The sequence below is a fragment of the Streptomyces sp. NPDC014891 genome, from assembly GCF_043081085.1.
Classification (GTDB): domain Bacteria; phylum Actinomycetota; class Actinomycetes; order Streptomycetales; family Streptomycetaceae; genus Streptomyces.
This window is the reverse complement of sequence record NZ_JBIBWF010000009.1, coordinates 107,536-131,932: the sequence shown is the minus strand read 5'-3', so window position 1 is coordinate 131,932 and position 24,397 is coordinate 107,536. Positions and strand designations below refer to the sequence as shown.

Here is a 24,397-nt window from a genome sequence, read left to right as displayed (position 1 = left end):
GAGCGCGCGCGTGGCGAAGAAGCAGAGGAAGAACAGCGGCGGCACGCCGGCGACGGTGGCCCTGACGGCCGCCGGCACCCCGTTCACGCTGCACGCCTACGAGCACGACCCGGCCTCCCCCTCGTACGGCGAGGAGGCGGCCGAGGCGCTCGGCGTCTCCCCGGACCGGGTCTTCAAGACCCTGGTGGCGGACGTCGACGGCGAACTGACGGTCGCGGTGGTCCCGGTCGCGGGACAGCTCGACCTGAAGGCCCTGGCCTCGGCGGTCGGCGGCAAGCGCGCGGCGATGGCCGATCCGGCGGCGGCCGAGCGCACCACGGGCTACGTGCGGGGCGGGATCTCCCCGCTGGGTCAGCGCAAGCGGCTGCGCACGGTCCTCGACGCCTCGGCCTCGGACCACGCGTCCATCTGCATCTCGGCGGGCCGGCGCGGCCTGGAGGTGGAGCTCTCCCCCGCCGATCTGGCCGCGCTCACCTCGGCGGTCGTGGCCCCCATCGGCCGCACCTGAGGGGCGGGCGGCGGGGCGCCGGGCGTACGGGCCCGGCGGTGGCCCGGCCCGCACGGCACGCCGTCCGGTGCGTCAGCTCCGGCCGGGTCCCCGGGTGTACGCCGTGGGCTGGTCCCACGGCTCGGGCTCCGCGTCGCGCGGGCCGAAGGCGGCCGTCAGCGCCAGGTGCACGATCATCGCGGCGAGCGGCCAGGCGAGCATCGCGGCGGCGCCGAGGTTCAGTTCCAGCGGCGCCTCGAAGGTGACGTTCGGGCCGACCGCCTTCGCGTGGGCGACCACGTCGCTCGTCGGACCGAAGTAGGTGCCGAGGCCCCAGGCGAGCAGGGAGCCCAGGACGCCGCCGAGCGCGAGGCCGAGCACCAGCGGGACCCCGCCCCGGCGGCGCAGCAGGAAGACGACGAGCGCGGCGACCGCGCCGAAGGCCAGGGCGAGCAGGACGAACGTTCCGTCGGCGCCGATGGCCGTCTCGCCCTCCGAGTTCCGGAGGTAGACGCCCTTGCCGTCCGAGATGAGCAGCACCCGCGGGGCCAGGTTCAGCCACAGCACCCCGAGCACCGCTCCGGCGATCGCCGAGACGAGGGTCGCCAGGACGCCCTGCAGGACCTCGGCGGCCGTGATCCGGTCGCCGGCCGGGCCGGACGGCGGCGGGGGCGGCGGGGGCCAGTCGGGGTCGTGCGACGAGGGCTGGTGAGGCGGAGTCAGGGGTGCGGTCACCCCGCCATCGTGCCAGGTGTGCCGGTGGCCCGCCTCAGCGGACGGCGGCCCGGCGGTACGCCCAGGTGGCCACGGCCAGCGAGACCACGCCGACGACCCCGCACACGGCCAGGTCGAGGGCGACGGCCGCCCAGTCGGGACCTGGCTCGAAGGTGCGGGCCATGGCCTCCACGCCGTACGTCGACGGCAGCAGGTCCCGGGCCCAGCCGATGGGCTCCGGCAGCCGCTCCGCCGGGAGGACGCCGAGGAGCAGCGCCGCGGACATGCCGAGCTGGCCGAGGAGGGTGGCCAGCTCCTGGCGGGGCGCGAGGAGCCCGAGGGCCGCGCCGAGGCCGGCCAGCGCGGCGCCGGCGAGCGGGACGACGGCGGCGAGGATCCAGAGGTGCCCGAGCGGCAGTCCGAAGAGCAGGGAGCCCGCGACGGCGGTGACGGCGGTCCCGGGCACGGTGAAGGAGGCGTACGCTCCGGCGGCGCCCAGCACGACGGCGGCGGGCGGCACGGGCAGCGTGGCGTAGTGGTCGAGGCCGCCGGTGGCGCGCAGCTGCCCGAAGTACTGGGCGAGCAGGTTCAGCGCGACGAACGCGACCACGAGGACGGTGGAGCCGGCCACGACGGCGCGCGCCTCGGACCCCCCGTCGACGACCCCGCGCATCAGGACCATGATCCCGATGGACTGGAAGGTGGCGACGAAGAGCAGCGGGATGCGGGCGACCCGGGCGCGGGAGAGCTGCGCGCGGTAGACGGCGGCGAGGGCGGGCAGCAGCCGGGCGCGCGGGGCGAGGGGCGCGGCGGCCTCGTCCTCGGCGGGGGCGCGGGTCCGGGCGGAGGGCGCGCCGGTCGGCAGCGTCTCGGCGGGCACGGTGCTCACTGCGTACAGCTCCTGGGGGTGACGTGCGGTCCGTGCGGTCCGTGGGGGGCGCGGGTCGCGTGCGCCTCCCCGGTCGGGCGGGGCGGGTGCGGGGAGGGTCACGCCTTCACCAGTCCCTCGGTCGCGCCGCCCAGCGCCAGGTAGACGTCCTCCAGGCTGGGCGTGGCGAGGGTGAAGTCGTCGAGCGCGGTGAACGCGGCGCCGCCGGTGACGGTGGCGACGGCGGCCCGTGCCTCGTCGGGGGCGAGGCGGAGCATCCAGCGCCGGCCCGTCTCCTGCGCCAGCTCGCGCAGCGAGGCGACCTCGGGCAGGTGGAGCGGGGCGGACTCGCGCCAGACCAGCTCGACGCGGACCTCGCCCGCGACCCGCTCCTTGAGTCCGGCGGGCGTGTCGCAGGCGATGACCCGGCCGCGGTCGAGGACGGCGACCCGGTCGAGGACGGTCTCGGCCTCGATGACGTTGTGGGTGACGAGCAGGACGGTGGTGCCGTGCTCGGCGCGGCGCCGGTCGACGGCGGCCCAGACGGCTCGGCGGGCGACCGGGTCCATGCCGGTGGTGGGCTCGTCGAGGACGAGGACCGGGCGCTCGCCGACGAGCGCGGCGGCGAGGCAGGCGAGACGGCGCTGGCCGCCGGAGAGCCTGCGGAGCGGCCGGGAGGCCAGCGGGCCGAGGCCGAGCTCCTCCAGGACGGCGTCGCGCTCGGCACGCGCCTCCCGGACGCCGAGGCCGCGCAGCCGCCCGGTGGTCTCGGCGGCGAGGGCGACGGTCAGCTCGTCGAGGGCGGTGGACTCCTGGCCGAGGTACGCGAGGAGGCGGGAGGCCCGCTCGGGGTGGCGCACGAGGTCGTGGCCGAGGAGCCGGACGCTGCCGGAGTCAGGGCGCATGAGCCCGGTGAGCTGGCGGACCAGGGTCGACTTGCCCGCGCCGTTGGGGCCGAGCAGCCCGAAGATCTCGCCGCCGCGCACGTCGAGACTGACCCCGTCGGTGGCCCGCACCTCGGGTGTCGCGGGCGCTCCGCGCCGACCGCGCGTGGCGGGGTACGTCTTGACCAGATCCCGCACCGCGCACACCGTACTCACGGGGGAAGAGCCTACGGGGTCGCCGGGCCTGCTCCGGGCGCGGGGGCGTGTTCCGCGGCGGCCCGGACGTCGATCTCGCGCCAGAATCCGGCCCGGATCGCGTAGCGGTCGTGTTCGTCGATCTGGTCGTCCTTGTGGGCGAGGAGCCCGAATCGGGCCGCGTAGCGGAGGAGTTCGCCGTCGATGCGGTGCGGGATGCGCGGGTAGAGGGTGGAGAGCCTCTGGACGTGGCTCTGCTCGGGAAGTCGTTCCATCCACCGCCGGGCGAACACCTGCCCGACCTCGAAGGGGTCCCCGCCGACGGTGGTGATGTCCTCCTCGCGGTCCGCCCAGCGCTGCTCGGCGCTGGTGAGGGCGGCGAGGGTGGGCAGGGAGGCGGTCTCGGCGGGTTCGCCGAGGGGTGCGGCGGGGCGCTCGACCCAGCCCCGGTCGGAGGACCAGCGGAGGGCGCTGGCCGCCTGGGCCACCGGGGCTCCCGGGGAGGCGGGGGCGCGGAGCCCCGCCAGGTCCTTGGGGGTGGGGACGCCCTTGCCGGCCGGCGGGGCGGGGACGCCGGGCCCGTGGCCGCGGTCGTCCTCGCGGAGGTGCCCGTTGCCGCCCGCGCGGTCCTCGCCGTGGTGGGGGTGGCCGTTGCCGTGGGCGGCGGGGGCCTCGCCGGCGGCGCCGGCCGCGGCCGCGGCCTCGGCGGCCCGTTCGGCGGAGGCGGCGAGGGCGGCCTCGGGCAGCGGGGCGGAGAGGATGGCGGCGATCTCGGGGCGCGGGGCGGGCGGGGGCGCGCAGATGCCGGTGAGGTCCTTGGCGCGGACCGCCCGGGTGATCCAGGCCCGGTCGAGGACCCGCCGCTCGTCGGCCTCGGCGACGAGGTCCTCGGACTGGTTGTAGTCGCCGTCGGCGGCCTGGACGGCCCAGAGGTGGACGGCGACGCCGTGTTCCTTGGCCGACACCAGTCCGGGGAGCAGGTCGCCGTCGCCGGTGACGAGCACGATGTCCGAGCAGGCCCGGTTGCGGGCAAGCTCGGTGAGCTCGGTGTGCATCGCCGCGTCGACGCCCTTCTGGGCCCAGCGCCCGTCGCTCCGGGTCAGGGCGCCCAGCCGGACGGTGACCCGGGGCATGACGCGCAGCCTCCGGTGCTCGGGCTGGGGCACCCGGTCGGGCGCGCCGTCGAACCAGTAGATCCGCAGCAGGGGCAGCGCGGTCTCGGCTTCGGCGCGTTGGCGCAGCTGCTGGATGAGTCCGGCGTGGTCGACGGTGATCCGGGAGCGGGCCGGTTCCCCGGCGAGAAGACTGGCGGCGGCTCCCAGCAGGTAGCCGGCGTCCACCAGGACGACGCAGCGGTCCACGTGTTCCACCCTCTTTCGGGAACCTCGGGATCGGAAGTTGCTTCGGATCTCCTTCGAGTCTGCCCGAAGGGCGGGGGCTCGACGGCCGGAACTGGATCATCGGCGTGGCGGAAGTCACGCTCCCCGGAGCCTGACGCTCGGTAATGATCCAAAATGCGGCGGTTCGTCCGCTATGTGAGTCTGACAGCGGCCCTGGTCCCTAGGTCCCTTTGAGGAGGCATCCCCATGGCCAAGAACCGCAACCAGAACCGCAGTCAGAAGCAGCAGTCGCCGGCCGAGCGCGGCGCCCAGCAGGCGCAGCAGTCGGCGATGGAGTCCGAGGCCTCGCAGCGGGCGTCGCAGGTGCTGCCGAGCGACGTCGCCCGCAAGGGCCGCCAGAAGCGCTTCGGCCACAACTGACGGCCTTCGCGTACGGCAAAGGGGCGCGCCCGTGACGACGGGCGCGCCCCTTGCGCGTGTCCGGGAGACCCCGCGCGCCCCTTGCGCGTGTCCGGGAGTCCCCGCGCGGTCAGCCGGCCAGGCAGGACGGGCCGAGCAGGACCTTCAGGTCGCCGAAGAGGGCCGGGTCGGCCTGGACCCGGTGCCGGTCGAGCCGCAGCACGGTCGTGGTCCGGGGGCCCTGCAGCTTGATCCGCACCTCGGTGTTGCCCTTGTGGTGGCGCAGGATCTCGCCGAGCCGGGTGACCATCGGCGGGGTCACCTTGACGGTGGGGATGGTGAGGATCACCGGCGCGTTGGTCCCGGCGTTCGACACGTCGGGGACCATCAGCTCCATCGCGACGAGCCGGGGCACGTCCTCCCGCTTGTCGAGGCGGCCCTTCACGAAGACGACCGTGTCCTCGACGAGCTGGGTGGACACCAGCTGGTAGGTGGCCGGGAAGAACATGCACTCGATGGAGCCGGCCAGGTCCTCGACGGTGGCGATGGCCCAGGCGTTGCCCTGCTTGGTCATCTTCCGCTGGAGGCCGGAGATGATGCCGCCGATGGTGACGACCGCGCCGTCGGCGTGCTCGCCGCCGGTGAGCTGGGAGATCGCCGCGTCCGTCTTGTCGGACAGGATGTGCTCGATGCCGAAGAGCGGGTGGTCGGAGACGTACAGGCCGAGCATCTCGCGCTCCTGGGCGAGCAGGTAGGACTTCTCCCACTCGACGTCGGAGAACTCGACGTCGAGGCCGAAGCCGGGCTCGTCGCTCGTCTCCTCGCCCATGCCGCCGAAGAGGTCGAACTGTCCCTCGGCCTCCTTGCGCTTGACCGCGACCACGTTGTCGATCATCGGCTCGTGGTGGGCGACCATGCCCTTGCGGGTGTGGCCCATCTCGTCGAAGGCGCCGGCCTTGATCAGCGACTCGATGGTCCGCTTGTTGCAGACGACGGCCTCGACCTTGTCGAGGAAGTCGGGGAAGGAGGAGTACTTCCCCTTCGCCTTGCGCGACCTGATGATCGACTCGACGACGTTGGTGCCGACGTTCCGCACGGCGGAGAGGCCGAAGAGGATCACGTCGTCGCCCTGGGCGGCGAAGTTCGACTCGGACTCGTTCACGTTCGGCGGGAGCACCTTGATGCCCATGCGGCGGCACTCGTTGAGGTAGACGGCGGACTTGTCCTTGTCGTCCTTGACCGAGGTGAGCAGACCCGCCATGTACTCGGCGGGGTAGTTCGCCTTGAGGTAGGCGGTCCAGTAGGAGACCAGGCCGTACGCGGCCGAGTGCGCCTTGTTGAAGGCGTAGCCGGCGAAGGGGACCAGGACGTCCCAGAGCGCCTGGATCGCCTCGTCGCTGAAGTCGTTCTTGCGGGCGCCCGCCTGGAAGATCGTGAAGTTCTTCGCCAGCTCCTCGGGCTTCTTCTTGCCCATGACGCGGCGCAGGATGTCGGCCTCGCCCAGCGAGTAGCCGGCGATGATCTGGGCGGCCTTCTGCACCTGCTCCTGGTAGACGATCAGGCCGTAGGTGACCGCGAGCACCTCTTCGAGCGGCTTCTCCAGCTCGGGGTGGATCGGGGTGATCTCCTGCTGCTTGTTCTTGCGCAGGGCGTAGTTCGTGTGCGAGTTCATGCCCATCGGGCCCGGCCGGTACAGGGCGGACACGGCGGAGATGTCTTCGAAGTTGTCGGGCTTCATCAGCCGCAGCAGCGAGCGCATGGGGCCGCCGTCGAACTGGAAGACGCCGAGGGTGTCACCCCGGCAGAGCAGTTCGTACGTCTTGGGGTCGTCCAGCGGCAGGGCCAGCAGGTCCAGGTCGATGCCCTTGTTGGCCTTCACCATCTTGACGGCGTCGTCCATGATCGTGAGGTTCCTGAGGCCCAGGAAGTCCATCTTGATCAGGCCGAGCGACTCGCACTGGGGGTAGTCCCACTGCGTGATGGTCACGCCGTCGGTGTGGCGCACCCAGATCGGCGCGTGCTCGACGATGGGCTCGCTGGACATGATCACGCCGGCCGCGTGCACGCCCATCTGCCGGACCAGGCCCTCGACGCCCCGCGCGGTGTCGATGACCTTCTTGACGTCGGGCTCGTTCTCGTACATCGCGCGGATCTCGCCGGCCTCGCTGTACCGCGGGTGCGAGGGGTCGGTGATGCCGTTGAGGTCGATGCCCTTGCCGAGGACGTCGGCGGGCATGGCCTTGGTGAGCCGGTCGCCCATGGCGTAGGGGTAGCCGAGGACACGCGCGGAGTCCTTGATGGCGTTCTTCGCCTTGATCTTGCCGTAGGTGCCGATCATGGCGACCTTGTCGGAGCCGTACTTCTCCGTCACGTACCGGATGACCTCGACGCGCCGGCGCTCGTCGAAGTCGATGTCGACATCGGGCATCGAGATGCGCTCGGGATTGAGGAAGCGCTCGAAGATCAGTCCGTGCGGGATCGGGTCGAGGTCGGTGATGCCCATGGCGTACGCGACGATGGAACCGGCAGCGGAGCCTCGGCCGGGGCCCACCGCGATGCCCTGCGCCTTCGCCCACATGATGAAGTCGGCGACCACGAGGAAGTAGCCGGGGAAGCCCATCGAGATGATCGTGTCCATCTCGTACTCGACCTGCTTCAGGCGGTCGTCCGGGATGCCGCCGGGGAACCGGCGGTGCATGCCCCGCATGGTCTCCTCGCGGAACCAGGTGACCTCGGTGAACCCCTCCGGGATCTCGAACTTCGGCATGAGGTTCTTCTCGACGAACATGCCGTCGGTGTTGATCTGCTCCGCGACCAGGAGGGTGTTGCGGCAGCCCTCCTGCCAGGCGTCCGAGGAGTCGATGGCGTACATCTCGTCCGTGGTCTTCAGGTAGTAGCCGGTGCCGTCGAAGCGGAAGCGGTCCGGGTCGGAGAGGTTCTTGCCGGTCTGGATGCAGAGCAGGGCGTCGTGCGCGGTCGACTCGTGCGCGTACGTGTAGTGCGAGTCGTTGGTGACCAGCGGCGGGATGCCGAGCTTCTTGCCGATCTCCAGGAGCCCGTCCCGGACCCGGCGCTCGATCTCGATGCCGTGGTCCATGAGCTCCAGGAAGTACCGGTCCTTGCCGAAGATGTCCTGGTACTCGGAGGCGGACTTCAGGGCCTCGTCGAACTGGCCGAGGCGGAGCCGGGTCTGGAGCTCTCCGGAGGGGCAGCCGGTGGAGGCGATGAGCCCCTCCGACCACTGGGAGATGGTCTCCTTGTCCATCCGGGGCCACTTCTGCAGCCACCCCTCGGCGTAGGCGTCGGAGGAGAGCTTGAAGAGGTTGTGGAGGCCGGTGGAGTTCGCCGCCCAGATCGTCTTGTGGGTGTAGCCGCCGGAACCCGAGACGTCGTCCCGCTTCTGGTGCGGCTGCCCCCACTGGATCTTCCGCTTGTTCCGCCGGGACTCGGGGGCGACGTAGGCCTCGATGCCGATGATCGGCGTCACCCCGGCCTTCTTCGCCGAGTGGAAGAAGTCGTACGCCCCGTGCAGGTTGCCGTGGTCGGACATCGCGATGTGGGTCATGCCCATCTCGTTGCACGCGTTGAACATGTCCTTCAGCCGCGCGGCACCGTCCAGCAGCGAGTACTGGGTGTGGACGTGGAGGTGCGTGAAGGGCGGCTTGGTCACGGCGGGAGGCCTCCGGAGAACGGGAGTCGACAGGCTGCGGGCAGTCTGGGGGGACAGCGTGGAAGTCTACGTCTCCGGAGTGACAGTCGGCGGGCACTCGCGGCTAGGGTCGCGCGTTGAGAGACACGGAACGCCCGTCCCAATTGTCGTGAACATTCTTCCAGCACGTCCGGTACCAGGAGGCACCTCGATGTCGGTCCCCCAGCCCACCGCCGCGGAGCGCGGTGAGCACATCCTCGCCGTCTTCGACACCGCCTTCGGCGAGCTCCTCGCCGCCGACCCCGCCGCCTTCCGCGTGAAGTTCCGGAAGATGGCGGGCTCCGCCTTCGCCTTCTACCGGGGCACCGCCTGCCTGTTCTACGCGGACCTGGCGAGCGAGGACGCCGGCGGTGAGGGAGGGCACATACAGAGCGGCCCGTACCTGGACGAGCGGACCGGCCGGGTGTGGATCCACGGCGACCTGCACGCCGAGAACTTCGGCACGTACATGGACGCCAACGGCCGGCTGATCTTCAACGTCAACGACTTCGACGAGGCGTACGTCGGCCCCTTCACCTGGGACCTCAAGCGGCTCGCGGCCTCGATCGCCCTGATCGGATACGCGAAGGCACTGAGCGACGAGCAGATCACCCAGCTGGTGCGGGTCTGCGCGGCGTCCTACCGGGAGCGGATCCACTCCCTGGCGACCGGCACGAAGACCGACGACCTGCCCCCGTTCACCCTGGACACCGCCGAGGGCGCGCTGCTCGGGGCGCTCCGCGCCGCCCGTTCCCTGACCCGCTTCGGGCTGCTCGACTCGATGACGGAGATCCGCGACTTCGAGCGCCGCTTCTCGGCGGGCGGCGGTGCGATCGAGCTGGACGCGGCCGCCCGGTACAAGGTGCTGGCGGCCTTCGACGGCTACCTGGAGACCCTTCCGGAGGCCAGCCTGGCCCGCCCCGACTCCTACCGGGTCAAGGACGTGGTGGGGCGGCGCGGGATCGGCATCGGCTCGGCGGGCCTCCCCTCGTACAACATCCTGCTGGAGGGGAACAGCGACGCCCTGGAGAACGACGTCGTGATCTACCTCAAGCAGGCGCAGACCCCGGCCGTCTCCCGCCATGTGACGGACGCGGCGGTGCGGGAGTACTTCCAGCACGAGGGCCACCGCACGGTGATCTCGCAGCGGGCGCTCCAGGCGCACGCCGACCCGTGGCTCGGCTGGACGGAGCTGGACGGCGCCGGGCAGCTCGTCGCGGAGGTCTCGCCCTACGCGGTGGACCTCGACTGGTCGGACATCGACGACCCCCAGGACATCGCGGCCACGGTCGCCGACCTGGGCCGGGCGACGGCGACGATGCACGCGGCGGCGGACGACTCCAGCGGTCACTCGCTGGTGCCGTTCTCCACGGAGCGGGCCATCGACGCGGCGATCGCCGCCGACGAGGAGGGCTTCGCCGAGCTCCTGGTGGACTTCGCCCACAGCTACGGGGCCCGCGCGCGGGCCGACCACCAGATCTTCGTCGACCTCTTCCGCAACGGCCGGATCCCGGGCCTCTAGGCCCGTTCACAGGCCGGCTTTAGGGGCCCCTTACGGACCGGCATGACACACTCCACGACGATGGACATGGCAGGGACGCAGCTGAGGGCGCTGCGGGCGGCGTTCTTCACGGCACTGGTCGTGACGCTGTCCGTGGCGTCCCACGTGCTGCTCTCGCGCGTGCCGCTCCCGCTCGGGACGGTCGTCCCGGTCGCGGTCGGCGTCTTCGCCGTGGCGTACGCCCTGGCCGGCCGCGAGCGGGGCCTCGGCCCGATCGCCGGGCTCCTCGTCCCGCTGGAACTGGCGGCCGACACGCTCTTCACCAGCGGTCAGGCCGTCTGTTACGGCGCCGCCGGCGGTCCGGTCGCCGGATCGCTGCGCGCGGTGGGCGTGGAGGTGTTCTGCGGCGGCGCCGTCGGCTCCCCGCTGCCCGGTGTCGCGACCCCCGAGAGCGGCACGGCCGCCGCGCTCCTCGACTCGCCCGACCCGGCGGTGCCCTGGCTGCTGCTCCTGGCCCACACGGGCGTGGGGCTCTTCGCGGCCGTCTGGCTGCGGGGCGGGGAGCGGGCGCTCGCCCGCCTGGTGGGCGCGGTGGCGGCCCTCGCGTTCCGCCCGCTGCTCGTGGTGGCGGCGCTCTTCCGTACCGGTGGCCCGGCGCCGCGGCGCGCCGGGCGGCCCGCGGGGCGGCCCCGGCCCTCCCGCACCCGGCTCCTGACCCACTCGGTGGGACGGCGGGGACCCCCGTGCCCGCGCTTCGCCCTCGTCTGAGCGAAGCGCACCCCGGCACGCGGTACCCCCTTCCCTCCTCACCGTCACGGAGACCACGATCATGAGTGCACGCAACAACCAGGCCAACAAGGCCGCCGCCCGCGAGCGTCTGCGCGTCGAGCGCGAGCGCCAGGCGAAGAAGGACCGGACCCGCCGCCAGCTCGTCGTCGGCGTCTCGGCCGTGGCCGTGCTGGCCGCCGCCGGCGGCATCGGCTACGCGGTGGTCCAGTCGAACAAGCCCTCGGCGTGGGAGTCGGCGGCCAAGGCGACCAGCGTGACCGCCCCGAAGAACACCTCGGGGACGAACGGCACGACCGTCGTCGTCGGCAAGCCGTCCGCGAAGAAGACCCTGGAGCTGTACGAGGACTCGCGCTGCCCGGTCTGCGCGACCTTCGAGCAGTCCGTGGGCTCCACGGTCGAGAAGGACGTCGAGGCCGGCAAGTACAAGATCAAGTACGTCGGTGCCACCTTCATCGACAACGCGGCCACGGGCGAGGGCTCGAAGAACGCCCTCTCGGCGCTGGGCGCGGCCCTCGACGTGAGCCCGGAGGCCTTCCTGTCGTACAAGTCGGCGCTCTACTCGGCGAAGTTCCACCCCGAGGAGAACGACGACAAGTTCGCCAAGGACTCCTACCTCCTGGAGGTGGCGGACTCGGTGCCGGCGCTCAAGGGCAACGCCGCCTTCAAGAAGAACGTCGAGGACGGCACGTTCGACGCCTGGGCGATGAAGATGTCGAAGGCCTTCGACGACAGCGGGGTGACCGGCACGCCGACGCTGAAGATGGACGGCAAGCCCGTGACGGTGGCGGGCTCCGACAACCCGCCGATGACCGCCACCGAGTTCGGCACGGCGATCGACGCGGCCCTCAAGGGCTGATCCGGACCGCCGCCGGACCCCACCTCGCCCTCCGACCCGCGCCCCGTGCGGCGGGTCGGAGGGCGAGGTCGTTCCGGCGGGTCCGGACGCGACCCGGGGGCGACCATCCGGCGAACATTCCCTCAAGTCCCTCCACACTTCCCGTACTCACCAGTAATCTGACTGGCCGTGACCAGTCGTTTCATATCCTCCGCCCCCACGCGGCGCACGGTCGTCAAGGCCGCCGCCGTCACCGCCGTCACCGTGCCCGCCGTCCTCGGCGCGGCCACCGCGGCCCACGCGGCCCCCGGGGCACCCGCGTTCCTCCACGGCGTCGCCTCCGGCGACCCGCTGCCCGACGGCGTCCTGCTCTGGACGCGCGTCACCCCCGTCCCCGAAGCGATGCCGGGCTCCGGCCTGGGTCCCGACGTCCAGGTCGCCTGGGAGGTCGCCGAGGACCGCGGCTTCACCCGGATCGCGGCCTCCGGCACCACCACGGCGAGCGCCGGCTCCGACCACACGGTGAAGGCGGACGTCCGCGGCCTGCGCCCGGCCACCTCCTACTGGTTCCGCTTCACCGCGGGCTCCGCCGTCTCCCCCGCCGCCCGCACCCGCACCACACCGGCCGTCGACGCGGCGGCGCCCGGCATCCGGTTCGGCGTGGTCTCCTGCGCCAACTGGGAGTCCGGCCACTTCTCCGCGTACCGCCATCTCGCCGCCCGCGCCGACCTGGACGCGGTCCTGCACCTCGGCGACTACGTGTACGAGTACGGCAGCGGGACGTACCCGGACGCGAAGTACACCGTCCGGCGGCACGAGCCGCGCCACGAGATCACCACGCTGGCCGACTACCGCACCCGGCACGGCCACTACAAGACGGACGCCGACCTGCAGGCGCTGCACGCGGCGCACCCGGTCGTCGCCATCTGGGACGACCACGAGTTCGCCAACGACGCCTGGGAGGGCGGGGCCGAGAACCACACGCCCGGCGCCGAGGGCGACTGGGCGGCCCGGGTCGCCGCCGCCAAGCAGGCCTACTTCGAGTGGATGCCGGTCCGCGCCTCCACCGAGGGCACGGTCTTCCGGCGGCTGCGCTTCGGCAGGCTGGCCGATCTGCACCTCCTCGACCTGCGCTCGTTCCGCTCCGCCCCGGCGAAGGCCGGCAGCGGTTCGGTCGACGACCCGGAGCGCTCCCTCACCGGTCGCGCGCAGCTCGACTGGCTGAAGTCCGGGCTCGCCTCCTCCGACGCGGCCTGGCAGCTGGTCGGCACCTCGGTGATGATCTCGCCGGTCGCCTTCGGCGCGCTGCCCGCCCATCTCCTGGAGCCGATCGCCGAGCTGATGGGCCTGCCCAAGGAGGGACTCGCGGTCAACGTCGACCAGTGGGACGGCTACACGGACGACCGTCGGGAGCTCCTCGGCCACCTCACCTCGCGCGGCATCCGCAACACCGTCTTCCTGACCGGCGACATCCACATGGCCTGGGCCAACGACGTTCCGGTGAAGGCGGCGACGTATCCCCTCTCGGCGTCCGCCGCGACCGAGTTCGTCGTCACCTCGGTGACCTCGGACAACCTGGACGACATCCTGCACGTGGCCCCGGGGACGCTGTCGGTGGGAGCGGCCGGAGCGGTCAAGGCCGCCAACCGGCACGTGAAGTGGGTAGACATGGACCACCACGGCTACGGCGTGCTCGACGTGACCGCCGAGCGCTCGCAGATGGACTACTACACGGTCTCCGACAAGGCGGATCCGCACGCGACGACGGCCTGGGCGCGCTCGTACCGGACGCGGAACGGAACGCAGCGCGTCGAGCGGGTGTACCAGCCGGTCCTCTGAGGTCGCCCTGGCGACTTTCTAGCGATGCTTTTCAGCCATGATCTCTTTCGTTAACGGGAGATCACATCGCTACGGCGGGTGGCTGGTTCTGGAGATCGAATCCGGACACACCACCCGCCTCTCTCCCCTCCGCTGTTACGTCGAGGTCTCGAACTCCGGAACCGGCGCAAGAATTTCTTCCCGATGCCCCGAATTGCCCACCGAATGATTGGGCTTGATCACTCCTCAACGCGGTCTGACATGGACGCGTAATCTCCCCGGCGTGGCGGAGGAAGTTCCTCCCCCCACCCCCCACGAGGAGTCACCATGCGTGCTCTTGTCCGCATATCCCCGCGTATGTCGCGCCGGATGCTGGGTACCGCCGTCATGGCCGGAACCCTGGCCATCGCCCCGCTCTCCGCCCCGGTCGCGAGCGGCACCACCACCACGCTGGCCGGCGCGTCCGCCGAGGAGTGCGCCGACGACGCCGGCGCCCTGTCCGGCGCCCGCAAGGCGCGCGGCGCCGACGGCCACGCCGCCGAGCCGAACGAGGTCACGGCCGCCAAGGCCGCAGCCATGGACGCCGACTTCAGGAAGAAGCTGACCGCGGCCCGCTCCGAGGCCCGCCTCAGCGGCGCCACCGGCAGAGCCGCCGCCGTGGTGAACATCCCCGTCTACTTCCACGTCATCCACTCCGGTACGACGGGCAAGCTCTCCGCCACGGCGATCACCAACCAGATGAACGTCCTGAACGCGGCCTACGCGGGCCAGGGCACCGGCAACGTGAACTCCAACTTCCAGTTCACCCTGGCCGGCACCGACTACACGGACAACGCGTCCTGGTACAACCTGTCCTCCGGCTCCACCGCCGAGAAGCAGATGAAGCAGACCCTCCGCAAGGGCGGCGCGGGCGCGCTGAACTTCTACACCGCCAAACTGGGCGGCGGCCTCCTCGGCTGGGCGACCTTCCCGTCCTCGTACGCCTCGAACCCGAGGATGGACGGGGTCGTCGTCCTCGACGCCTCGCTCCCGGGCGGCTCCGCGGCCAACTACAACCAGGGCGACACCGCCACCCACGAGGTCGGCCACTGGATGGGCCTTTACCACACCTTCCAGGGCGGCTGCAGCGGCAGCGGCGACGGCGTGGCCGACACCCCGGCCGAGAAGAGCCCCGCCTACGAGTGCCCGACCGGCCGTGACACCTGCACCAACAAGGCCGGCGTGGACCCGATCCACAACTTCATGGACTACACCTACGACGCCTGCATGTACCAGTTCACCGCGGGCCAGGTGACCCGGATGAACGACTACTGGACGGCGTACCGCGCCTGATCCGGTCCCCCACGGGCGCGGCCCCCGGGGGAACTCCCCCGGGGGCCGCGCCCGTTCACCGCGGTCCTACAGGCTGTCCAGGAACGCCAGTGCCACCGACCACGTCCGGTCGGCCGACTCCTCGTCCCAGTCGGGCAGTTCCGGGTCCGTGAACACGTGCCCCGCGCCCGGGTAGCGGTAGATCTCCACGTCGGCGCCCGCCCTGCGCATCTGCAGGTACCAGGACGACAGCCAGTCGTGCGTCTCGAACGGATCGGGATCGGCCACGTGCAGCTGCACGGGCAGCTCGTCCACCGCGGCCGACTCCGCGAGGTCCGAGGTGCCGTGGAGGAGCAGCAGCCCGCGCGCCTTCTCGTCGCCGAGCGCCAGGGTCTGCGCGATCGAGGCGCCCAGGGAGAGACCCATGTAGACCAGGCCGCGCTCGGAGTACGGGGCGGCGGCCAGGACCGCGCGCTTCAGCAGCTCGTCCTTGCCGATCTCGTCCCGCAGCAGCACGCCCTCCTCCACGGTCCCGACCGTCCTGCCCCCGTAGAGATCCGGCGTCCAGACCCGGTGCCCGGCGGCGCGCAGCCGCTCGGCCGCCGCCTCGACGGAAGGGGTCAGCCCGTAGGCCGAGTGGAAGAGCATGATGTCCATGCCTCCCATCCTGCCACCCGCTCCGCGCCCCCCGGCCGCCCACGGGCCGGCGCCGGCCCGCTTCCCCCGACGGGCCGCGCGCCGGAGGCGTTCCCCGGCGAGACTCCGCGTCAGCGCAGGCTGCGCACGTCCAGCTGCCGCAGCACCCGGTCCACCACCTCCGGGTCGGCGCCCGGCTCGCTGCGGGCCGAGAGCACCTCGTGCCGGGCCGCGGACATCAGCTCCCGCTGGATCCGCTGCACGGCCTTGAAGCGCTTCGTCCGCTCGACGAAGGCGGCCCGCCGCTCCTCGTCGACCATGTCAGGGCTGATCCGCGCCCCGATGTCGTAGGCCCCGCGCAGCAGCCGCTCCTGGACCTCCTCGGGCAGCTCCTCGACCTCCTCGATCTCCTTGAGCCGGCGCTTCGCGGCCTTCGCGGCCCGGATGGCGAGATCCCGCTCCAGGACGCGCTCGGCGTCCGCGTCCGCCCGGACGCCGAGCCGCTTCACCAGCCAGGGCAGGCTGAGACCCTGGACGACGAGTGTGGCGATGATCACGCAGAAGGCGATGAAGACGATCTCGTCGCGGCCGGGGAAGGGAGCGCCGTCCTCGGTGCGGAGCGGAATGGCGAGCGCCAGCGCCACCGAGGCCACTCCCCGCATCCCCGCCCACCACATGACGATGGTCTCGCGCCAGCTGGTCGGGATCTCCTCGTCGACGTCCCGGCGGGTGTGCAGCCGCTTCGCCAGCCAGGTCGCCGGGAGCAGCCACAGCAGCCGGACGCCCACGACCACCCCGACGACGGCGGCGCCCCAGCCGAGCATCTGCCATCCGCGCCCCTCGGCCACCCCGAAGACGTGCACGAGTTCGAGGCCGATGAGGCCGAAGGCGATGCCGGTGACGAGGGTGTCGACGACCTGCCAGAAGGTCTGCCCGGCGAGCCGGCCCATCACGTCGTCGGCGTCGGCCGCGTGCTCCGCGAGGAAGAGCGCGGTGACGAGCACGGCGAGGACGCCGGAGCCGTGCAGTTCCTCGGCGAGCACATAGCTCACGAAGGGCACGAGGAGGGTGAGCCCGGTCTGGAGCGTGGCGTCGCCGAGCAGCCCGATCAGCTTGTTGGCGAGCCAGCCGAGGCCCAGGCCGACGACCACGGCGACCACCGCGGAGAGGGCGAACTCGCCCAGGGCGTCGGGCCAGGAGAACGAGCCGCTGACGACGGCGGCGATCGCCACGTGGTAGAGCACGATCGCGGTGACGTCGTTGAAGAGCCCCTCGCCCTCCAGGATCGACACCAGGCGCCGCGGCAGTCCCAGCGAGCCCGCCACGGCGGTCGCCGCGACCGGGTCGGGCGGAGCGACGAGGGCGCCGAGCGCGATCGCCGCGGCCAGCGGAAGCCCGGGCACCAGCATGTGCGCGACGGCTCCGACGGCGGCCGTGGTGACGAAGACGAGGGCGACGGCGAGCAGGAAGATCGGCCGCCTGTTGGCCGCGAACTGGCGCCAGGAGGTCCGCTGCACCGAGGCGTAGAGCAGCGGCGGCAGCACCAGCGGGAGGATGAACTCCGGCGGGATCTCGACGTTCGGCACGAACGGCAGGACCGCGAGCCCGATCCCGATGAGGGTCATCAGGACGGGCGCGGGCAGTCCGAGCCGCTCACCGAGCGGGACCGTGAGGAGCGCGCCGAGCAGCAGCAAGAACAACAGGGCCAATTGATCCACGGACACACCCTGTCACGTATGTCCGTTTTCACGGCGACTGCCCCCCGCCCAGCCGTCCCGACGGGGCCCGGAAGACGGACACGGAGCCCGGCCGGCCCCCGGTTGCGCCTCCGGCCTACAGAACCCTGCGCATGGCCCGGTGCGGCATGTCCGCGTCCGGGAACTCGGGGCCGTACGCCACGTAGCCGAGCCGCTCGTAGAAGCCGAGCGCATGGGTCTGCGCGTGCAGGTCGACCGCGGTCAGCCCCCGCTCGCGCGCCGCCTCCTCGATGCCCCGCACGAGCGCCGCGCCGACGCCGAGGCCGCGCGCGGCCTCGGACACCGCGAGCCGGCCCAGCGAGCCCACCGAGGCGTCGGCACCGGTCTTGCCGACCGCGTCCGCGCCGTGCAGCAGCCGGCCGGTGCCCAGCGGCAGCCCGTCCTCGCGCACCGCGAGCACGTGCACCGCGGTCGCGTCGTACGTGTCGTACTCCAGCTCCTGCGGCACGCCCTGCTCCACCACGAAGACCTCGCGGCGGACCGCGAAGCAGGCCTCCCGGTCCTCGGCGGCGCGCGCCACGCGGACGCTGTACGCGGCGCTCACCGGCTCTCCGCCGCGATGCGGTCCAGGGCCCGCTGGAGGTCCTCGGGGTACGTGCTGGCGAACTCGACCCACGAGCCGTCGCCCGGGTGCTCGAAGCCCAGCCGGACGGCGTGCAGCCACTGCCGGGTCAGACCGAGTCGCTTGGCGATCGTCGGGTCGGCGCCGTAGGTGAGGTCACCGACGCAGGGGTGGCGGTGGGCGGACATGTGCACCCGGATCTGGTGGGTGCGGCCCGTCTCCAGCTTGATGTCGAGCAGCGAGGCCGAGCGGTACGCCTCGATCAGGTCGTAGTGCGTCACGGACGGCTTGCCGTCGGCGGTCACGGCCCACTTGTAGTCGTGGTTCGGGTGCCGGCCGATGGGGGCGTCGATGGTGCCGCTCATCGGGTCCGGGTGGCCCTGGACCAGCGCGTGATAGCGCTTGTCGACCGTGCGCTCCTTGAACTGGCGCTTGAGCGAGGTGTACGCGTACTCCGACTTGGCGACCACCATCAGACCCGAGGTGCCGACGTCGAGGCGGTGCACGATGCCCTGGCGCTCGGCGGCGCCCGAGGTGGAGATGCGGTAACCGGCGGCGGCGAGGCCGCCGATGACCGTGGTGCCGGTCCAGCCGGGGCTGGGGTGCGCGGCCACGCCGATCGGCTTCATGATCACGACGATGTCGTCGTCGTCGTGGACGATCTCCATGCCCTCGACGGGCTCGGCGACGATCTGCACGGGCGCGGCCGCCCCCGGCATCTCGACCTCGAGCCACGCCCCGCCGCTCACCCGCTCGGACTTGCCGACGACGGAGCCGTCGACCTGGACCTTCCCTTCGGCGGCCAGCTCGGCCGCCTTCGTGCGGGAGAACCCGAACATGCGGGCGATGGCGGCGTCGACGCGCTCGCCCTCCAGGCCATCGGGAACGGGCAGCGTGCGGATCTCGGGACTCGTGCTCACCCGTCGAGTATGCCTTGCCCCGGGGCGCTCGGGTCGCGCCCCGGGGTCCGCTCAGTCCTTGTGGACGGTGCCGTCGGGGTCGAGGCCCCGGAACGACAGGATCACGATGAGGATGCCGCCGCAGACGATCGCCGAGTCGGCGAGGTTGAAGACGGCGAAGTGGGCCGGGGCGATGAAGTCGACGACCGCGCCCTCGAAGACGCCCGGGGAGCGGAAGATCCGGTCCGTGAGGTTGCCCAGCGCCCCGCCGAGCAGCAGGCCGAGGGCGATGGCCCAGGGCAGGCTGTAGAGCTTGCGCGCCAGCCGGATGATCACGACGATCACGGCGGCGGCGATGCAGGTGAAGATGATCGTGAAGGCCTCGCCCATGCCGAAGGCGGCACCCGGGTTCCGGATGGCGTCGAAGCGCAGCCAGTCGCCGATCACCCGGATCGGCTCGCGGCCCTCCAGCTCGGCGACCACCAGCATCTTGCTGCCCAGGTCGAGCAGGTAGGCGAGGACGGCGACGACGAACAGCGCGAGGATCCGGCGCCTGCCCCTCGGGCGCTCGGGCGCGGCCGTGCCGTCGGCCGGCGTCGCGTCGGAGGCGGCCGGCTCCTCGGCCCCTGCTGAATCCGGCGTACCGATGATGCGCTCCGCCTCTGCCACGTGAGTGAGTCCCTCAACCTCGATGCCTGACCGTGCACCGAGGGTACGGCACAGGCGTACGAGACCGGCAGCCGAGATCACCGGCCGCGCGCCGCGGCTCCGCCCTTCCCGCGGGCCGGGACGGGGGCTCCGCGCGGACGGCCCGGGCGCGCCGCACCCACCCCGGGCCGGCGAGACCCCGGCCCCGGGCCGCACCGCGACCGGTCCCCGGCCGCACCGCCGCCGGTCCCGGGCCGGGACGCGGCCACGCCCGTGAAGGCGCCGGCTACGCCCCGGGAAGGGCCGGCGGCACCCGTGTCAGCCGCGCCGCTCCTGGCGCTGCTTGTCCTCGACGCAGAGCGTGGCGCGGGGGAAGGCCTGCATCCTGGCCTTGCCGATGGGCTTCCCGCACACCTCACAGAGGCCGTACGTGCCCGCGTCGAGCCGTTCCAGGGCGTGCTCGGTCTGCTCCAGCATCTCCCGGGCGTTGGCGGCCAGGGCGAGCTCGTGCTCGCGGGTGATGTTCTTGGTGCCGGTGTCGGCCTGGTCGTCCCCGGCGCCGTCGCCGGAGTCCCGCATGAGTCCGGTGAGCTCCTCCTGGGAGTGCGCGAGCTCGCTGCGGAGGCGGAGGACCTCGGACTGGAGTTCGTTGCGGGCCTCGGCGACCTCCGCCGGGGTCCAGGGGTCCTCCCCGGGACGCACCGCGAGCTCGCCGGTCCGGGCGGGAGGCACGGCGGCCTCGTCCCCGGCGGTCGTGACGCCAACCGCGGTCTTCTTCGCTGCCACCGTCCTGGCTCCTGTCTGCTTCTTCGCGGCGGGCGCCTTCGCGGCCGCCTTCTTCGCCGCGGCCTTCTTGGCGGGCGTCTTCCTGGCGGCGGCCTTCGGGGCGGCCGTCTCCTCGGCGGCCGCGTCCGCCCCGGCGCTCTTCTCCGCGGCGGTCTTCCGGGCGGCGGCCTTCCTCGCGGTGGTCCTCTTCGCGGTGGTGCTCTTCGCGACCGTCGGCGGCTCCGCGACCGTCGTCTTCTTCCCGGCCACGTCCTTGGCGCCCTCCGCCGAACCGGTGGAACCGGCGGCCGAGGGCTTCTTCGCGGCGGTCTTCTTCGCCACCATGTCGCGGCCCCTTCACATTTTGTGATCTTGCTCGCGAATCGTGCTGGGACGATAAATCGGCCCAAGGCCCGCGGCAACGGGGCACGCCGCCGTTCCCACCCGCCCCCGCTTCCCTCGGGGCGGGCCTGCCTCCGTTGTGCCCAGCTGGCCGCCGGGTTATCCGTCCCGCCCCTCCCCCACATGGCCGCACGCCAAGTCCGGACCGCCCCGTATGGCCATTCGGGTCACGGGAAAACCGGTCGGCCGCCCCACCCCGGGGCCCGTACACTGGTCCTGGCGACAGGCTTGGATGGGGACGAGTAGCGTCGTACGCAGCCATGAGCGACCCGGGGACGGTGAGAGCCCGGGGGCGAGCCCGATGTGAAGCATCACCCCGGAGCCGCCGGAAGAAAGCCGTGGGACACCCGCGGTGACTAGACCCGGCGTCGCGACCCCAATGAGGGGGCTCAGGGCCGCGTGCCCCGGGCCAAGGAGGGTGGTACCGCGGGAGCAGCGCTCTCGTCCCTCCGACGGAACGACGACATTCCGCCGGAGGAACTCGATGACACCGCCGCAGTACCGCCAGGTGCCCGCCCAGGTCGACCTGCCCGCGATGGAGCACGCCGTGCTCGATTTCTGGCACGACAACAAGGTCTTCGCCAAGACCCTCGAACAGTCCGAGGGACGCCCCGAGTGGGTCTTCTACGAGGGCCCGCCGACCGCCAACGGCATGCCGGGCGCGCACCACATCGAGGCCCGGGTCTTCAAGGACGTCTTCCCCCGCTTCCGGACGATGCGCGGCTACCACGTGGCCCGCAAGGCCGGCTGGGACTGCCACGGCCTCCCGGTGGAGCTCGCCGTCGAGAAGGAGCTCGGCTTCTCCGGCAAGAAGGACATCGAGGAATACGGCATCGCCGCGTTCAACGACAAGTGCCGCGAGTCCGTGACCCGGCACACCGACGCGTTCGCCGAGCTCACGACCCGCATGGGCTACTGGGTCGACCTGGACGACGCGTACCGCACGATGGACCCCTCGTACATCGAGTCGGTCTGGTGGTCGCTGAAGCAGATCTTCGACAAGGACCTCCTCGTCCAGGACCACCGGGTCGCGCCCTGGTGCCCCCGCTGCGGCACCGGCCTCTCCGACCACGAGCTGGCCCAGGGCTACGAGACGGTCGTCGACCCCTCGGTCTACGTCCGCTTCCCGCTGACCTCCGGTCCGCTGGCCGGCAAGGCGGCCCTCCTGGTCTGGACGACGACCCCCTGGACCCTGGTGTCCAACACCGCGGTCGCCGCCCACCCGGAGGTCACCTACGTCGTCGCCACCGACGGCGACGAGCGGGTCGTCGTCGCCCAGCCGCTGGTCGAGAAGGCCCTCGGCGAGGGCTGGGTCACCACGGGCGAGTCCTTCACGGGCGCCGAGATGGAGCGCTGGACCTACCGGCGCCCCTTCGAGCTGATCGACTTCCCGGCCGAGGCGCACTACGTCGTCAACGCCGAGTACGTGACGACCGAGGACGGCACGGGTCTGGTCCACCAGTCCCCCGCCTTCGGCGAGGACGACCTCAAGGTCTGCAAGGCGTACGGCCTCCCGGTCGTGAACCCGGTCCGCCCCGACGGCACCTTCGAGGAGGACGTGCCGCTGGTCGGCGGCGTCTTCTTCAAGAAGGCCGACGAGGCGCTCACCGCCGACCTGGACGCGCGCGGCCTGCTCTTCAAGCACATCGCGTACGAGCACAGCTACCCGCACTGCTGGCGCTGCCACACGGCGCTGCTCTACTACGCGCAGCCGTCCTGGTACATCCGCACCACCGCGGTCAAGGACCGCATGCTCGCGGAGAACGAGCGGACGAACTGGTTCCCCGACTCGGTCAAGCACGGCCGCTTCGGCGACTGGCTGACGAACAACGTCGACTGGGCGCTCTCCCGGAACCGCTACTGGGGCACCCCGCTGCCGATCTGGCGCTGCGAGGAGGGCCACCTGACGTGCGTGGGCTCCCGCGCCGAGCTGACCGAGCTGACGGGCACCGACCAGTCGCAGCTCGACCCGCACCGCCCGTACATCGACGCGGTGACGTTCGGCTGCCCCGCCGAGGGCTGCTCGCTGGAGGCCACGCGCGTCCCCGAGGTCATCGACGCCTGGTACGACTCGGGCTCGATGCCGTTCGCGCAGTACGGCTACCCGTACGAGAACAAGGAGCTCTTCGAGTCCCGCTACCCGGCGCAGTTCATCTCCGAGGCGATCGACCAGACCCGCGGCTGGTTCTACACGCTGATGGCCGTCGGCACCCTCGTCTTCGACAAGTCGTCCTACGAGAACGTGGTCTGCCTGGGCCACATCCTCGCCGAGGACGGCCGCAAGATGTCCAAGCACCTGGGGAACATCCTCCAGCCGATCCCGCTGATGGACCAGCACGGCGCCGACGCCGTCCGCTGGTTCATGGCGGCCGGCGGCTCGCCGTGGGCGGCCCGCCGGGTGGGCCACGGCACGATCCAGGAGGTCGTCCGCAAGACCCTCCTGACGTACTGGAACACGGTGGCCTTCCAGGCGCTGTACGCCCGTACCTCGGGCTGGGCGCCGAGCGCGGCGGACCCGGCCCCGGCCGACCGCACGGTCCTCGACCGGTGGCTGCTCTCCGAGCTGAACACGCTGGTCGCCGAGACCACCGAGGCGATGGAGTCGTACGACACCCAGCGCACCGGCAAGCTGATCTCCGCCTTCGTGGACGACCTCTCCAACTGGTACGTGCGCCGGTCCCGCCGCCGCTTCTGGCAGGGCGACAAGGCGGCCCTCCGCACCCTCCACGACGTGGTGGAGACCGTCACCCGGCTGATGGCCCCGCTGACCCCGTTCATCACGGAGCGGGTCTGGCAGGACCTCGTGGTGCCGGTGTCGCCGGACGCCCCGGAGTCGGTGCACCTGGCGACGTGGCCGGAGGCGGACACGGCACAGATCGACCGGACGCTCTCCGAGCAGATGCTGCTCGTCCGGCGCCTGGTCGAGCTGGGCCGGGCGACGCGCGCGGAGTCGGGCGTGAAGACCCGCCAGCCGCTCTCCCGGGCCCTGGTGGCGGCGACGGGCTTCTCGGCCCTCTCCACGGACCTCCAGGCCCAGATCACGGAGGAGCTGAACGTCAGCTCCCTGGCCTCCCTGTCGGACGTCGGCGGCTCGCTCGTCGACACGACGGCCAAGGCCAACTTCCGGGCCCTGGGCAAGCGGTTCGGCAAGGGCGTCCAGGACGTGGCCAAGGCCGTGGCGGCGGCGGACGCGGCGGCGCTCTCGCTGGCCCTCCGCTCGGGCGAGGCGACCCTCTCGGTGAACGGCGAGGAGATCACCGTCACCCCCGAGGAGGTCATCATCACGGAGACCCCCCGCGAGGGCTGGTCGGTGGCCTCGGACGCGGGCGCGACGGTCGCGCTGGACCTGGAGATCACCCCGGAGCTCCGCAAGGCGGGGCTGGCGCGTGACGCGATCCGGCTGATCCAGGAGGCGCGCAAGAACAGCGGGCTCGATGTGGCGGACCGCATCGCGCTGCGCTGGACCGCGACGTCCCCGGAGACGGCGGAGGCCCTGGCGGCCCACGCGGGCCTGATCGCGGACGAGGTCCTGGCGACGGACCACGCGGAGGGCGAGGCGGACGCGACGTACGGCCCCGCCTTCACGGACGAGTCCCTCGGCCTCACGTTCCGCCTCCGCAAGGCCTGACCCACCCGGAAGGGCCCGGCTCCCGTTCGGGAGCCGGGCCCTTCCCCGTTCCCAGGCGGCGGCCTCCTGGGCACAACGGACGACGCCCGCCCTCTCGTTGCGGGCATGCGTTCCTTCCCCCAGACCGCGCCCGGGGCCCCCACGCCCCAGCGGGACGATGGCCCACACGGGGTGGCTCGGCGCGGTCTGCGCCCGCGCAGCACGCACCCGGCGCACGGCAAAGGGCCGGGCCCCGGTTTCCCGGGGCCCGGCCCTTCAGCCTGCCGACGGC

Annotated in this window: 19 protein-coding genes; 8 read left to right on the top strand and 11 right to left on the bottom strand. The window is 72.2% G+C overall.

What is annotated here, in order from left to right; translation table 11 throughout:
- Positions 1–10 precede the first annotated feature (10 nt).
- Positions 11–508 carry a Cys-tRNA(Pro) deacylase gene (ybaK, locus tag ACF09E_RS25195; RefSeq protein ID WP_392207255.1) on the top strand — a complete coding sequence of 166 codons (498 nt, stop codon included), beginning with the start codon at positions 11–13 and terminating at the stop codon, positions 506–508.
- A gap of 72 nt (positions 509–580) precedes the next feature.
- Here ybaK and ACF09E_RS25190 read toward each other — a convergent pair whose 3' ends face one another.
- The 4 genes from ACF09E_RS25190 to ACF09E_RS25175 form a co-directional block, all read right to left on the bottom strand.
- Positions 581–1,222, bottom strand: coding sequence for a DUF2567 domain-containing protein (locus ACF09E_RS25190; protein WP_392207253.1), 642 nt, complete (start codon positions 1,220–1,222; stop codon positions 581–583).
- A 34-nt stretch (positions 1,223–1,256) separates the two neighbouring features.
- Positions 1,257–2,090: an ABC transporter permease gene (locus tag ACF09E_RS25185; protein WP_392042300.1), complete on the bottom strand. Its 834-nt coding sequence runs from the start codon at positions 2,088–2,090 to the stop codon at positions 1,257–1,259.
- 98 nt (positions 2,091–2,188) lie between these two features.
- Entirely contained in the window at positions 2,189–3,160 is a 972-nt protein-coding gene (locus tag ACF09E_RS25180; RefSeq protein ID WP_392207618.1) for an ABC transporter ATP-binding protein, read from the bottom strand.
- 20 nt (positions 3,161–3,180) lie between these two features.
- Positions 3,181–4,518 carry an NYN domain-containing protein gene (locus tag ACF09E_RS25175; RefSeq protein WP_392207251.1) on the bottom strand — a complete coding sequence of 446 codons (1,338 nt, stop codon included), beginning with the start codon at positions 4,516–4,518 and terminating at the stop codon, positions 3,181–3,183.
- Positions 4,519–4,734: 216 nt separating this feature from the next.
- Between ACF09E_RS25175 and ACF09E_RS25170 the strand changes: the two genes are divergently transcribed.
- Positions 4,735–4,908: a hypothetical protein gene (locus ACF09E_RS25170; protein WP_167346844.1), complete on the top strand. Its 174-nt coding sequence runs from the start codon at positions 4,735–4,737 to the stop codon at positions 4,906–4,908.
- A gap of 109 nt (positions 4,909–5,017) precedes the next feature.
- On the opposite strand, the gene dnaE is transcribed toward ACF09E_RS25170, so the two are convergent.
- The gene (gene dnaE, locus ACF09E_RS25165; protein WP_392207249.1) at positions 5,018–8,557 is read right to left on the bottom strand and encodes a DNA polymerase III subunit alpha; all 3,540 of its coding nucleotides are present in this window, start codon (positions 8,555–8,557) and stop codon (positions 5,018–5,020) included.
- 190 nt (positions 8,558–8,747) lie between these two features.
- Between dnaE and ACF09E_RS25160 the strand changes: the two genes are divergently transcribed.
- The 5 genes from ACF09E_RS25160 (at position 8,748) to ACF09E_RS25140 (ending at position 14,850) form a co-directional block, all read left to right on the top strand.
- Positions 8,748–10,097, top strand: coding sequence for a DUF2252 domain-containing protein (locus ACF09E_RS25160; RefSeq protein WP_392207247.1), 1,350 nt, complete (start codon positions 8,748–8,750; stop codon positions 10,095–10,097).
- 60 nt (positions 10,098–10,157) lie between these two features.
- A complete protein-coding gene (locus ACF09E_RS25155; RefSeq protein ID WP_392207615.1) occupies positions 10,158–10,844 on the top strand; it encodes a hypothetical protein in 687 nt (228 codons plus the stop codon).
- 61 nt (positions 10,845–10,905) lie between these two features.
- Positions 10,906–11,721 carry a DsbA family protein gene (locus ACF09E_RS25150; protein ID WP_392207245.1) on the top strand — a complete coding sequence of 272 codons (816 nt, stop codon included), beginning with the start codon at positions 10,906–10,908 and terminating at the stop codon, positions 11,719–11,721.
- A gap of 168 nt (positions 11,722–11,889) precedes the next feature.
- Positions 11,890–13,539 (top strand): alkaline phosphatase D family protein, encoded by a 1,650-nt coding sequence (locus ACF09E_RS25145; RefSeq protein ID WP_392207243.1) that lies wholly within the window; start codon positions 11,890–11,892, stop codon positions 13,537–13,539.
- A 306-nt stretch (positions 13,540–13,845) separates the two neighbouring features.
- Positions 13,846–14,850, top strand: coding sequence for a zinc metalloprotease (locus ACF09E_RS25140; RefSeq protein ID WP_392207241.1), 1,005 nt, complete (start codon positions 13,846–13,848; stop codon positions 14,848–14,850).
- A 66-nt stretch (positions 14,851–14,916) separates the two neighbouring features.
- Here ACF09E_RS25140 and ACF09E_RS25135 read toward each other — a convergent pair whose 3' ends face one another.
- The 6 genes from ACF09E_RS25135 to ACF09E_RS25110 all read right to left on the bottom strand — a co-directional run bounded on the left by ACF09E_RS25135 (position 14,917) and on the right by ACF09E_RS25110 (position 20,441).
- The gene (locus tag ACF09E_RS25135; RefSeq protein ID WP_392207239.1) at positions 14,917–15,486 is read right to left on the bottom strand and encodes a dienelactone hydrolase family protein; all 570 of its coding nucleotides are present in this window, start codon (positions 15,484–15,486) and stop codon (positions 14,917–14,919) included.
- 110 nt (positions 15,487–15,596) lie between these two features.
- Positions 15,597–17,183: a Na+/H+ antiporter gene (locus ACF09E_RS25130; protein WP_392207237.1), complete on the bottom strand. Its 1,587-nt coding sequence runs from the start codon at positions 17,181–17,183 to the stop codon at positions 15,597–15,599.
- A gap of 115 nt (positions 17,184–17,298) precedes the next feature.
- Complete coding sequence (locus ACF09E_RS25125) at positions 17,299–17,766, bottom strand: GNAT family N-acetyltransferase (RefSeq protein ID WP_392207235.1); 468 nt, start codon at positions 17,764–17,766, stop codon at positions 17,299–17,301.
- Positions 17,763–18,704, bottom strand: coding sequence for an RluA family pseudouridine synthase (locus ACF09E_RS25120; protein WP_361859937.1), 942 nt, complete (start codon positions 18,702–18,704; stop codon positions 17,763–17,765). The genes ACF09E_RS25125 and ACF09E_RS25120 overlap by 4 nt, the downstream gene beginning before the upstream one ends.
- A gap of 51 nt (positions 18,705–18,755) precedes the next feature.
- Complete coding sequence (gene lspA, locus ACF09E_RS25115) at positions 18,756–19,352, bottom strand: signal peptidase II (RefSeq protein ID WP_392207233.1); 597 nt, start codon at positions 19,350–19,352, stop codon at positions 18,756–18,758.
- A gap of 297 nt (positions 19,353–19,649) precedes the next feature.
- Positions 19,650–20,441, bottom strand: a complete 792-nt coding sequence (locus ACF09E_RS25110; RefSeq protein ID WP_392207231.1) for a TraR/DksA family transcriptional regulator — start codon at positions 20,439–20,441, stop codon at positions 19,650–19,652.
- Positions 20,442–20,982: 541 nt separating this feature from the next.
- On the opposite strand from ACF09E_RS25110, the gene ileS reads away from it, so the two are divergent.
- Positions 20,983–24,126 (top strand): isoleucine--tRNA ligase, encoded by a 3,144-nt coding sequence (gene ileS / locus ACF09E_RS25105; RefSeq protein ID WP_392207229.1) that lies wholly within the window; start codon positions 20,983–20,985, stop codon positions 24,124–24,126.
- Positions 24,127–24,397 lie beyond the last annotated feature (271 nt).